At 36.2% G+C, this 12745-nt stretch carries 13 protein-coding genes and 1 pseudogene; 12 read left to right on the plus strand and 2 right to left on the minus strand.

The window, feature by feature from the left end:
* Window positions 1-41: 41 nt before the first annotated feature.
* The 4 genes from AC3WVZ_RS03905 to AC3WVZ_RS03920 all read left to right on the plus strand — a co-directional run bounded on the left by AC3WVZ_RS03905 (window position 42) and on the right by AC3WVZ_RS03920 (window position 4533).
* Window positions 42-614 (plus strand): TetR/AcrR family transcriptional regulator, encoded by a 573-nt coding sequence (locus AC3WVZ_RS03905; protein WP_000963381.1) that lies wholly within the window; start codon window positions 42-44, stop codon window positions 612-614.
* A 217-nt stretch (window positions 615-831) separates the two neighbouring features.
* A complete protein-coding gene (locus AC3WVZ_RS03910; protein WP_233936052.1) occupies window positions 832-3867 on the plus strand; it encodes a YhgE/Pip domain-containing protein in 3036 nt (1011 codons plus the stop codon).
* A 143-nt stretch (window positions 3868-4010) separates the two neighbouring features.
* Window positions 4011-4223 carry a hypothetical protein gene (locus AC3WVZ_RS03915; protein ID WP_001986098.1) on the plus strand — a complete coding sequence of 71 codons (213 nt, stop codon included), beginning with the start codon at window positions 4011-4013 and terminating at the stop codon, window positions 4221-4223.
* Window positions 4224-4227: 4 nt separating this feature from the next.
* Window positions 4228-4533, plus strand: a complete 306-nt coding sequence (locus AC3WVZ_RS03920) for a DUF2087 domain-containing protein (RefSeq protein WP_233936054.1) — start codon at window positions 4228-4230, stop codon at window positions 4531-4533.
* Window positions 4534-4559: 26 nt separating this feature from the next.
* On the opposite strand, the gene AC3WVZ_RS03925 is transcribed toward AC3WVZ_RS03920, so the two are convergent.
* A complete protein-coding gene (locus AC3WVZ_RS03925) occupies window positions 4560-4913 on the minus strand; it encodes a PH domain-containing protein (protein WP_001068218.1) in 354 nt (117 codons plus the stop codon).
* Window positions 4914-5046: 133 nt separating this feature from the next.
* Here AC3WVZ_RS03925 and AC3WVZ_RS03930 point away from each other — a divergent pair, with 133 nt between their 5' ends.
* Window positions 5047-5556 carry a GNAT family N-acetyltransferase gene (locus AC3WVZ_RS03930; protein WP_000620467.1) on the plus strand — a complete coding sequence of 170 codons (510 nt, stop codon included), beginning with the start codon at window positions 5047-5049 and terminating at the stop codon, window positions 5554-5556.
* Window positions 5557-5750: 194 nt separating this feature from the next.
* Window positions 5751-6764, plus strand: coding sequence for a LacI family DNA-binding transcriptional regulator (locus tag AC3WVZ_RS03935; protein WP_000103712.1), 1014 nt, complete (start codon window positions 5751-5753; stop codon window positions 6762-6764).
* 39 nt (window positions 6765-6803) lie between these two features.
* On the opposite strand, the gene yhfH is transcribed toward AC3WVZ_RS03935, so the two are convergent.
* Window positions 6804-6932, minus strand: coding sequence for a protein YhfH (yhfH, locus tag AC3WVZ_RS03940; protein WP_000567010.1), 129 nt, complete (start codon window positions 6930-6932; stop codon window positions 6804-6806).
* Window positions 6933-7135: 203 nt separating this feature from the next.
* Here yhfH and AC3WVZ_RS03945 point away from each other — a divergent pair, with 203 nt between their 5' ends.
* From AC3WVZ_RS03945 to AC3WVZ_RS03970, 6 genes and pseudogenes are all read left to right on the plus strand, one after another.
* Window positions 7136-7870: an MBL fold metallo-hydrolase gene (locus AC3WVZ_RS03945; protein ID WP_000784668.1), complete on the plus strand. Its 735-nt coding sequence runs from the start codon at window positions 7136-7138 to the stop codon at window positions 7868-7870.
* Between the two features lie 9 nt (window positions 7871-7879).
* Window positions 7880-8869 carry a lipoate--protein ligase gene (lplA, locus tag AC3WVZ_RS03950; RefSeq protein ID WP_000897277.1) on the plus strand — a complete coding sequence of 330 codons (990 nt, stop codon included), beginning with the start codon at window positions 7880-7882 and terminating at the stop codon, window positions 8867-8869.
* Between the two features lie 139 nt (window positions 8870-9008).
* The gene (locus AC3WVZ_RS03955; protein WP_063220298.1) at window positions 9009-9437 is read left to right on the plus strand and encodes a hypothetical protein; all 429 of its coding nucleotides are present in this window, start codon (window positions 9009-9011) and stop codon (window positions 9435-9437) included.
* A gap of 161 nt (window positions 9438-9598) precedes the next feature.
* Entirely contained in the window at window positions 9599-11131 is a 1533-nt protein-coding gene (locus tag AC3WVZ_RS03960) for a fatty acid--CoA ligase family protein (protein ID WP_006916060.1), read from the plus strand.
* Window positions 11132-11298: 167 nt separating this feature from the next.
* Window positions 11299-11475 (plus strand): hypothetical protein, encoded by a 177-nt coding sequence (locus AC3WVZ_RS03965; RefSeq protein WP_048656907.1) that lies wholly within the window; start codon window positions 11299-11301, stop codon window positions 11473-11475.
* A gap of 174 nt (window positions 11476-11649) precedes the next feature.
* A pseudogene (locus tag AC3WVZ_RS03970) lies at window positions 11650-12716 on the plus strand (sulfate ABC transporter substrate-binding protein).
* Window positions 12717-12745: the final 29 nt, after the last annotated feature.

A 12745-nucleotide genomic window follows, 5' to 3' on the forward strand; every position in this document is an offset into this window, starting at 1 on the left:
TTGACTATATTATCCAATTGGTCATTTTTGGAGGTGACAATGTGGCGATAGATCGAAAACGTTCTATTATTGAAGCTGCAACAAAGTCTTTTTCAGCGTTCGGTTATAAAGCAACAACGATGGATCAAGTAGCGAAGTTAGCGAATGTAGGAAAAGGAACGATTTATACTTTTTTCAAAAATAAAGAAGAGCTATTTGGTGAAATTATTTCTAATTTAATTACAGAAATGAAGCAAGTTGCAGAAAGTGCAATTCGTTCAGATGTTTCATTTTTTGAAAATGTACATAGAGCATTATATAGCATCTTGGAATTTAGAAAAGAACATCAGCTCATGATTAAATTAATTCAAGAAGAGCGCGATATGGGAACGAAAGAAGTACAAGAAGTTATGCAACAAGTTGATGTGGAAATCGTTTCTGTTATTCAATCGTATTTAAAGATTGCGATTGAAAAAGGTGAAATTAGCAAATGTGATCCAGAAATTACAGCATTTATTATGCTGCGTCTATATGTATCGCTTATTTTTGATTGGGAAAAAAATCACGAACCGCTAGAAAAAGAAAAAATTGCAGAGTTATTTGAACTTTATTTATTAAAAGGATTGTCAAACTAAGATAATCCTTTTAATTTTATAAAAAATGACCAAATAAACAATGCAGTCATATATTTAAGTTAAGGGGGGATATAGAAAAATTATAATCATAATAAGAAAAAGTTGCATAGTAATAAATTCAGGGATAAGGCATATGTATGAACAAGTATAGCCTTTTTGTTTGGGTAAAAATGACTATATGGACATTTTGGTCATTTTATAAAAAGGGGGAGAAATTATGAAAGGGAATCAGTTACTTCGGAAAGAGTTCACGGAAATTATAAAAAGTAAAAAAATATTAATTCCAATTATTGCGGTCTTATTCGTACCGATTTTATATGCAGGGATGTTTTTGTGGGCCTTTTGGGATCCGTATAAACAGTTAGATGACTTACCAGTTGCAGTAGTCAATTTAGATAAAGGCGCAGTATTTGATGGGAAACCAATTGAGGTCGGAAAAGGGCTCGTTGATAATTTAAAAGATAATAAAAGTTTTAAATGGGAGTTCGTAAGTGAAAAAGAAGCGAAGAAAGGAATGGAAGGTAGAAAGTATTACATGTTAGTGCGCATTCCAGATGACTTCTCAAGTAACGCTACAACGTTACTAAAAGACAATCCAAAGCCATTAAACTTAGAGTACATTCCAAACGAAAGTTTAAACTTCTTATCTTCACAAATTGGAGGAACAGCCATTGAAAAGATTAAAACTGAAGTATCAAGTACGTTAACGAAAACATATGCAGAGAAAATGTTCGATTCTATTAAAGACGTCTCAAAAGGATTAGCAGATGGATCAGAAGGGGCAAGTAAACTACACGACGGATCAAGTGAATTGCATGATGGTTCAAGTAAAGTGACGGATGGCCTTCATACACTTCAAGGGAAGTCTGGGGAGATGAAGGATGGAGTTCAGAAATTAGCGGATGGATCTAATAAATTAGTAGATGGGTCAGGCAAAGTAACAAACGGTTTAAATGTGCTAAATAGTAAAACAGGTGAAATGCAGGTAGGTATAGGGAAATTAGTAGATGGGTCAGGCAAAGTAACAAATGGTTTAAATACACTAAATAGCAAAACAGGTGAAATGCAGATAGGTATAGGGAAATTAGTAGATGGGTCAGGCAAAGTAACAGATGGTTTACATGCATTAAATAGCAATGTAGGTATTGGGAAACTAGTAGATGGATCAGGTAAAGTAACAGATGGTTTACATGCATTAAATAGCAATGCAGGTATAGGGAAATTAGTAGACGGATCGGGCAAAGTAACAGACGGTTTAAATACGTTAAATAGTAAAACGGGTGAGTTGCGTGATGGATCTGAGAAAGTGACCGGTGGCTTGAACAAATTAGTAAGTAAATCCGGTGAATTAAAAACAGGAACAACGGACCTATCAAATGGTATGGGAAAACTCGTTGAAGGGCAAAGCCAATTAGAGGAAGGTTCTCAAGCGATCCAAAAGGGATTGCAAGAGTTAAATAGTAACGTACAAAAGTCTGCTGCAGGCTTAGAGGAAATGCAGTCGAAAGTTCCTTCTATATTGAATACAGTAAATGAAAAAATAGATGGAGCTGGGGCGAATGTAAATCAGTTAAATGAACTTACACAATCAACAGCAGGAGATGCAAAAAATGCAGCACAAGAGGTAGCGAATTTACAAAAGCAAATTGAAAGTTTACCAAAAGAATATCAAGAGCAGTTACAACCGTTCATAACAAGTGCTGTAAAAAGTACAGCGACAGTTCAGCAAAAGGCTGCCGGAGTAGCAGGTGGAACAAATAAACTAAATGAAGAAGTAAAACAATTAAAGGGCGAAATACATCAAACAACAAATGGGTTGCAAAAAAACTTACCAAATCCAGCAGGGATAAAAACTCTAGCAGGTGGTATTGAGAAACTAACGAGCGCACAAAATGAATTTGTTAGTAAGTTTCATGGATTTGGTGAGGGATTAGATAATGCAAAAATAGGTGCCGATAAATTAAAAGATGGATCAGTTCAATTAATTGATGGAGTAACGCAATTACAAAGTGGCTCTGGAAAAGTGACAGCAGGATTAGGTCAATTATCTGCAGGAGTAAATCAATTAGCAGATGGGTCTGGTCAAGTAACAGGCGGTTTAGGAACATTATCTGTAGGAGTATCCAAATTAGCAGATGGGTCTGGTCAAGTAACAGGCGGTTTAGGGACATTATCTGTAGGTGTAACGAAATTAGCAGATGGCTCAAGCCAAGTAACAGGTGGTTTAGGAACATTATCTGCAGGAGCAAACCAAATGGCAGGTGGCGTAAATCAATTAGCAGATGGTTCAAGCCAAGTAACAGATGGTTTAGGAACATTATCTGTAGGAGCAAACCAAATGGCAGGTGGCGTAAATCAATTAGCAGATGGATCTAATCAAGTAACAACTGGCTTAGGTACTCTAAATGGTGGCCTAAATAAAATGTCAACCGGCTCAACCCAGCTAATCGACGGAGTAAATAAACTAGCAGACGGATCAGGAAAAGTAACTGATGGACTAGTGAAAGTAAACGATGGTTCAGGTGAACTTGCAGAGAAACTTGGCGAAGGAGCAGAAAAAACTGGTGAAGTAAAAGGGACGGATAAAACGTATGATATGTTTGCAAGTCCTGTAAAAGTGAAGACGGAGAAAATGGCGGAAGTTCCAAACTACGGAACTGGATTTACGCCGTACTTCTTATCACTCGGTTTATTCGTTGGGGCATTACTATTATCAATCGTATATCCATTACGTGATACAGTCGGCGTTCCGAAATCAGGGTTTAGTTGGTTTATTAGTAAGTTCGGCGTACTACTATCAGTTGGTATTATTCAAGCGATAGTAGCAGATGTTATATTACTGTTCGGATTGGGTGTAGAAGTACAAAGCATTCCATACTTCATACTCTTTAGTATCATTACAAGTTTAGCATTTATCGCATTAATTCAATGTTTAGTAACAGCATTCGGTGATGCAGGCCGTTTTATCGCCATCATCACATTAATTATGCAGCTTACAACAAGTGCTGGAACATTCCCGTTAGAGTTGATTCCGAAGTTTTTACAACCATTCAATGCTTGGTTACCGATGACATATTCTGTATCAGGACTGAAAGCAGTCGTATCAAGCGGAGACTTTGACTTCATGTGGCAAAACGTAGGGGTGCTCATGATTTTCATTGTTGTATTATCACTTGGAACAATTGCATCCTTAACTTGGATGCACAAACGACAATTTAGAAATATTGCGGAAAATCAATCGATTGAAGCTTAGAAAAAAGCACCTTTTTGGTGCTTTTTTATTTTAATAGAGGGCATCTTTTCCTTAGTTCATCTATAAATCTTTCTAAAAGCTATAGAAACGAAAGAAAAGGAATTACAACAATTTACAGAGAAACATAGGGTAGAGGAGTTGATATGATGAAAGGCAATCTTACTTATTATTTTATCGTAAATCCGCTAATAATCTTTCTTGTTTATGCCCTTTCACCTATATTGTTTGATAAAGAAGTATATACAAGTATGAAAGATGCATTTGGAATACTTACGTTCTATTATGTGTTAATGGGCGGATATTACTTTATTGATATTTTAAGTGAAAAGATAAAGAAAAAAAGTGATGGAGGATAACAAAATGACTGAAAGTGAAATGAAATTCCGGGATACGACAATTCGTAACTTTTTCGATAAAGAGGATCGTTTAAAATCGATTCCATGTCAAAAGAAGAAAAAACTAGTATTGTTAGAGCATTTAATTAGCAAGTTAAATGCTGAAAATCAATATACAGAAAAAGAAATTAATACATTTATAAAACAATATCATGATGATTTTTGTACAATTAGACGTGAATTTATTGTACAGGGGTTTATGAATAGAGAGGATAATATGTACTGTATAAACGGGAGAGAAGTTTGGACGAAGTGGGAGGAGTTAAAATAATGAATCAGCGAGGGGATCCCCGCTGATTATAAGCCTGTGCTAGTCTTGCTGTTTCTTTGTAGTAAGTCTATGAACGCTTCAACATTCGAACTTGTAATGTATCCAAGCGTTATATGTTCATCTTCATAGTAAAATATTATTTTTTTGTCAAAGATTCTTCTCTTCGTTTCTATGGATAGAATTTTTTCATAATCAAATTCGGCAATGAATGTGTTTTTATATTGGCTAAAAAAGAGAAGTCTTTGATTAGTAGCAAGTAACATGCCAGGATACGGGACTTTATGCGTAATCATATAGCCAGTAAGTGAACATTTTAAAGTAGATAAAATTTTTTCTTCTTTATGTAATAGTTGTTTTGCAGCTGTTAAGATTGGATTCATTGTATACATTCCTTTTATTTTGATATATGAATATTGTATCAAGAGTAAAAAGATTCTCAATATGTAATATTGCATATTGGCCGTTTTATAGTTGTAATATTATTTTTAAAAAGAAAAAGTACGAGGTGATTCAATGATACGGTTAGTAAAAGAGACTGATGCAGAAGCAATTATGAATATTAGAAAAGAAATTATATTATCGGAAACTACTACAAAATTTTTCATAGTATCCCCAAAGAAGTTACCGAATGATATGAATGCAGAAAGAGAAAAGATACGGAAAAGTAATGAGAAAGGTAATCTTTATATCGTGTATGAAGTAGATGGGAAGGTAGTTGGCTTTTTAATTTTCAACCGATATGAACTAGAACGGTTACAACACGCAGGCACAATGGGAATGGGGATTAAAGAGGCGTATTGTAATCAAGGCATCGGCACGAAATTAATTGAATTTCTTATTAGTTGGGCGAAAGGGCAGAAAGGTTTAGAGAAAATTTGTTTAGGTGTAGTTTCTGTTAATGATCGGGCAATTAAAGTGTACAAACGTATGGGCTTTGTAGAAGAAGGCAGACAACGAAAGCAAATAAAGTATGAAGATGGATCATATGGAGATGACGTATTGATGGGGTTTTATATTGAATAAAGGATATATGGTATTAAGAAAAGGAATGTACATAACGTAAATTTCTAAAAGCAGTATATTGCCCATGCATTAACAGACTTTTACCTATGTATAATATTAATATAGTAAAATCATAACAACCGATATTGCAGTTTCCAATAATATACTATATAATCAATTTAAGAAAACGTTTTCATGCAAAGGGGGAGAATTTCGTGTCGACTATAGAGGACGTGGCGAAATTAGCGGGGTTATCAAGGACAACGGTTTCTAGGGTGATTAATAATCATCCATATGTTTCAGATGAGAAGAAAAAAAGGGTTCAATTAGCAATGAAGCATTTAGGCTTCGTTCCTAATTCTGCGGCGAGAAGGCTTCGTAAACAAAAAACAGAAACAATTGCGGTGCTCGTTCCAAGGATTACAAATCCTTTCTTCAGTAGATTTATCGAAGCAATCGAGATTGCTGCTTCTGAACATAAATATAAACTGATTATTTGTCAAACAAGATATTTACCGGAAAAAGAGATGGAGTATTTACAATTATTATCTACGAAGCAAGTAGATGGGATTATTCTATGTTCACTAGAAAATCCGTGGGAAGATGTAGAGCCATACTTACAGCATGGTCCAATCGTGTTGTGTAATGAATATATTGAGGAAGCAAATATTCCAACAGTGAAGTTTGATCATGCGCAAGGAGCATACATAGCTGCGAAGCATGTGTTAGATCAAGGATATCGTAATCTTATTTTTTGCCGTGGTAACGAAACCAAAGTCGTTAGCCAGCAGCGAAAAATGGGCTTTTTACGTGCAATAACTGAGAAGAGCCGCCAAGTAGAAGCGATTGACTTTATTGAAAACGCTTTCTCTTGGGAGGATGGAAAACGAATATTCCATGAAGTATTAAAGGACAAAAAAAATCCTACCGCGATTTTGGCAGGAGGCGATGAGGTAGCAGCTGGAATTATCTCAGAGGCGAAACGCCATAACTGGAGCATTCCAGATGATCTCGCTGTTATCGGTTTTGATAATCAAATATTATCGCAGATTACAGAACCAGGTATTACGACTATTGAACAGCCAATTGATGAAATGGCCCGAAAAGTTGTCGACCTGATGATGGATAAAATCCATACGAAAAATTATCGAAAAAAAGAATTGTATGAGTTTGAACTGGAGCTCTTGGTGAAAGGTTCAACGATGAAGGATAAGATGTTATTAGCCTAGTAGACTATGTCTGCTAGTTTTTTTTATGTTCACAAACTACTATTCTTCGTGAACGCAATCGTCACATTTGTTATGGTATGCTTCGTGTTGCTCATCAATTTCTTTCCCACAGTGCGCACAAGTTTTCGTCGGTAAATTTCTGAAAAACTCCATTGGTTGATCGATCATGTCAATCCCTCCATTTCCATTTCTTACTATCATTGTATTAGTACAAAAAATAAAAGTCAACAACTGTTTTATAACAAAATTGAAAATTAATGAAAAAGTTTAGGAAATGGATTATAGTTAACAATGTAGGATGTAAGTAAAAAACTTTCTCAAGTACGGAGAAAAACTGCATTCCTACTCGGTTTTAGAAAGGATGGATACATATGAAAATGACTGTTGTCGGCTTTTGGGGCGGCTTTCCAGAAGCGGGAGAAGCAACGTCGGGGTATTTGTTTGAACACGATGGTTTTCGTTTACTTGTAGACTGTGGTAGTGGTGTACTAGCACAGCTTCAAAAATATATAACACCGTCTGATATAGATGCAGTTGTACTATCGCACTATCATCACGATCATGTTGCAGATATTGGGGTATTGCAATATGCGAGATTAATTACGAGCGCGACAACAAGGCAACTACCAGAACTACCAATATACGGTCATACGTTTGATGAGAATGGTTTCCATTCTTTAACACATGAACCGCATACGAAAGGAATCGCGTACAATCCAGAAGAAACACTTCAAATTGGACCGTTCTCGATTTCATTCTTAAAAACTGTTCATCCTGTTACATGCTTTGCGATGCGCATTACAGCAGGTAGTGATATCGTAGTATACAGCGCTGATTCCAGTTATATTCCTGAGTTTATTCCATTCACGAAAGATGCTGATCTTTTCATTTGTGAGTGTAATATGTATGCACATCAAGAGGCTGCAAAAGCAGGGCATATGAATAGTACAGAAGTAGCAAGTATTGCAAAAGATGCGAATGTAAAAGAACTTTTATTAACGCACTTACCGCATACAGGCAACCCATCTGATTTAGTAACAGAAGCAAAACAAATTTTCAGTGGCCATATTACGCTAGCGCATAGTGGCTACGTATGGAACTCATGAGGTGATACGATGTTATTTATTGATAATAAAGGAATTACAGACCCTAGAATAAACTTAGCGATTGAAGAATATTGTGTGAAGAATTTAGATATTAACGAAACATATTTACTGTTTTACATTAATGAGCCTTCGATTATCATTGGTAAAAACCAAAACACAGTAGAAGAAATTAATGCAGATTACGTAAAAGAAAAAGGTATTCATGTCGTTCGTCGTCTATCAGGCGGAGGCGCAGTATATCATGATTTAGGAAACTTAAACTTCAGCTTTATTACGAAAGATGATGGAGACAGTTTCAGCAACTTCAAAAAATTCACAGAGCCTGTAACGAAAGCGCTTAGTAAATTAGGCGTAAATGCAGAACTAAGTGGTCGTAACGACATTTTAGCTGAAGGTAGAAAAATTTCAGGTAACGCACAGTTCGCAACGAAAGGTCGTATGTTCAGCCACGGTACGTTACTATTTGACTCTGAAATCGATCACGTCGTATCAGCGTTAAAAGTAAAAATGGATAAGATTCAATCAAAAGGAATTAAGTCAATCCGTAGCCGCGTTGCGAACATTACAGAGTTCCTAAACGAAGAAATGACGACAGAGGAGTTTAGACAACTTCTTCTAGAAACAATTTTCGAAGGAGAAACAGAAATCCCAACGTATGAATTAACAGAAAATGATTGGAAAGAGATCCACAAACTTTCTGAAGAACGTTACCAAAATTGGGATTGGAACTACGGAAAATCACCGAAGTTCAACTTACAACATTCACACCGCTTCCCAGTTGGACAAGTTGATGTTCGTCTTGAAGTGAAAAAAGGAACAGTAACAGAATGTAAAATTTACGGCGACTTCTTCGGTTCACTAGATGTTCATGATATCGAAGAGCGTCTAACAGGCGTTCAGTTCGATAAAGATGCATTCACTGCAGCTTTAGAAGGCGTAGATATCGCACGCTACTTCGGTAACATTACAACAGAAGATTTCTTACATTTATTCTTCTAAAAATGAGGGAGGCTGCCATAAAGGCAGCCTCTTTCTTTTTGTAGTTTTGTCGATATAATTCCATTTACCACAAAATGTATACTTACAGGACATCTGCCTCTTATAAAGGAATATATATATGAAAAGGAGGCGAATCGAAATGAAAAGAGTAATGTACGTTATATTATTGCTCAGCTTCGTCATCGGAATGACAGCGTGTAACAGTGGATTGCCCTCAAGTCGTACAATTTTGTCTATCGGAAAACCGGCTGAGGATAATGTTATATATTTTACGCATACAGATAACAGACGAAAGATACAGGAAATACAAGACATGTTTCAAAATAAGAAGTGGAAAAGAAATGAAACATTCAGCACTGTTAATAAGACACCAGATGTCGTTTTTTCAATAGATGAAGACAATACAGGGTTACCGACATTATATGTTACGGTGTATTTTCATGAAGATGGAGCGGACGCTCTTAACTTGCACGGCGAGCATACGACGTTAAATAAAGAGGAACTTAATAAACTTAGAGAAAAGATGAATGCATATTATCCTAAAATGATTTCTGGTCTAGTTTCATAAATTACTTACAAATAAAATCCCCTTATTTTTCCAAAGTAAACTAAGAGTAGGTGGTCTGTCTATATGCAGTTAATAGAATATCACTTGCCACTTTAATTTTCTTTTAATATAATTAATTTAGAATTTTTAAATATTCTAAATTTTATAAAGGTGGGGTTTTTGTGAATCTCGTTCAATCTTTGGCTGAAACGGCAAAAAAGAAGGGGGATAAACCGGCTTATATATTTATGGATCAGTCGGTCTCATATGACCAATTAAACAAAATGGTCACAAGGTTTTCTGGCAATTTAGCAGAAATGGGCATTGGAAAAGGGGACAATGTCGCATTAGTTGTTGGGAACTCACCACATTTTTTGGTCGGTTTATACGGAACAATGAAAGCCGGAGCAACTGTTATTCCAGTTAATCCAATTTATACAGCAGACGAAATGCATTATATTTTACAAAATGGAGATGTAAAAACAATCATCGTACTCGACGTCCTTCTACCTGTTATACAATCTCTTACAACAAGACTTCCTTCATTAGAAAACATCATCATATGCGAAACCTCATCAGATTTTAACCATACAGAAACCGAAAAAATGAAAACGTTTACTAGTTTTGTGGGGACTGGAGATACAACTTACGAAGGTCCTGAACTAGATGAAGAAGATGTAGCGGTTATCCTATACACTTCGGGCACAACTGGAAAACCGAAAGGCGCTATGTTAACACATAAAAATTTATATAGTAATGCGAGCGATGTGGCTTCGTATTTACAATATACGGCTGATGACCGCGTTGTTGCGGCACTGCCTATGTTCCATGTATTCTGTTTAACAGTTGCGGTAAATGCACCGATTGTGAACGGGGCAACGATTTTAATGTTACCGAAATTTAGTCCGAAAGAAGTATTCCGTATTTGTCGTACGTACGAACCAACGATCTTTGCTGGCGTACCGACGATGTACAATTATTTATATTTATTTGAAGAAGCAAGCGCAGAAGATGTGAAGACGCTTCGTCTTTGTATTTCCGGTGGCGCATCGATGCCTGTTGCTCTTCTACAAAACTTTGAAAAACGTTTTAACGTTATTGTTTCAGAAGGATACGGTTTATCAGAAGCCTCACCAGTTACTTGTTTCAATCCGCTAGATCGTCCTCGTAAACCAGGGTCGATTGGCACAAATATTTGGCATGTAGAAAATAAAATTGTAAATGAACTTGGGGAAGAAGTACCTGTCGGCGCAGTCGGTGAATTAATCGTTCGCGGACCTAACGTTATGAAAGGATACTATAATGCACCAGAAGATACAGCTGCGACATTGAAAGACGGCTGGCTATATACAGGTGACTTGGCGAAAATGGATGAAGAAGGTTACTTCTATATCGTGGATCGTAAAAAAGATATCGTCTTAGTTGGCGGTTATAACGTATACCCTCGTGAAGTAGAAGAAGTATTATATACGCACGAATCAGTAGCGGAAGTTGTTGTAATCGGTGTTCCTGATGAAAACTTAGGAGAAGCAGTGCGAGCTTACGTCGTTCTGAAACAAACGAACGTAACAGAAGAAGAACTAATGCATTACTGTACGTTACATTTAGCGAAATATAAAGTGCCGAAAAGCATTGAGTTTTTAATAGAATTACCGAAGAATACGACGGGTAAGTTGTTAAGAAGAGCATTGAGAGAGAAAGCGATGCAAGTGTAAAAATGAGGCAACCATCTTTGAAGGTGGTTGCCTCATTTTTTTGTGCATTGATTAAGCTGTGGTGCCATATATTTAAAGCTTCATATGACCAACAAGGAGGAGATATACATAGAACAGAAGGGATTAACGCTTACGGCGAGTGCAATATCTTATTTGTGAAATTATGGATGAACTCTGAAAATGATAAGAACGGTAATTTTAATCAAAATGGAGTAGTGGACTGTGAATCAATGGCTACGGTGTTAGTAAATACATATAAATTAGAATGGAATGAAAATAGTAAGTTACCAAAAGAATTTGCTGATTTGAAAAATCATTGGGCTCGAAGTATGCCAATATTTTAGTTTAGCAAGAAAATTCAAATTCCAAGTTGACACATATGAATTACAGAATTAAAATGAAAAGAAATCGAATACAATACATTAGAAGCTAATCAGATAAACTGAAGGCGCACAATGTTCACATTTGTGAATATATTGTGTGCCTTTTTCTATTGTATAAACTAAGGGGGCTTAACGATGAAAAAGTGGGGTAAGACAGCGTTTATGAAAAGTACAGGTGTTTTATTATCAGCAGTTGTACTTTTATCAGGGTGTGGTTCGGCAACATCCACTAGTAATTCTGAAGGAAGTGGAGATAAAAAAACAGTTGAGCTTTTAAATGTTTCTTATGATCCAACGAGGGAGTTATATCAAGATTTCAATAAAGATTTTGCGAAGTATTGGAAAGAGAAGCATGGGCAAACAGTAAATGTAAAACAATCACACGGGGGATCTGGAAGTCAAGCGCGCTCTGTTATTGATGGCTTAGAAGCAGACGTTGTTACACTAGCACTTGCTTATGATATTGATGCGATTAGTAAGAAAAAACAATTAGCAGAAGATTGGCAGAAGATTGGCAGAAGCGACTTGCGAATAATTCCACTCCATACACGTCAACGATTGTATTTCTTGTTCGAAAAGGAAACCCGAAAGGTATTAAAGACTGGGATGATTTAACGAAAAAAGGTGTGTCTGTCATTACACCAAACCCAAAAACATCAGGCGGGGCACGTTGGAACTATTTAGCGGCGTGGGGATACGCACTGAAAAAATATAATAATAGTGAAGATAAGGCGAAAGAGTTTGTTAGCCAAATTTATAAAAACGTAGAAGTATTAGATTCAGGAGCGCGCGGAGCAACGACAACATTTGTTGAAAAAGGAATTGGTGACGTATTAATCGCATGGGAAAATGAAGCGCTATTATCCCAAAAAGAGCTTGGAAAAGATAAATTTGAAATTGTAACTCCTTCTATTAGTGTACTTGCAGAACCACCAGTAGCGGTTGTAGATAAAGTCGTTGATAAAAAAGGAACGAAAAAAGTAGCAGAAGGGTATCTTGAATATTTGTACTCAGAAAAAGGACAGGAAATTGCGGCAAAAAACTTTTATCGTCCGCGTAATGAAAAAGTAGCAGAAAAATATACATCCCAATTTCCGAAAGTTCAATTATTTACGGTAGATGAACTATTTGGTGGCTGGAAAAAAGCACAAGAGAAACACTTTAATGACGGCGGCGTGTTCGATAAAATTTATCAAAAATAATGCGTACTGCTAAAGGGGGATGAGGTGAA

It is taken from the genome of Bacillus sp. CPT56D-587-MTF (assembly GCF_058792335.1).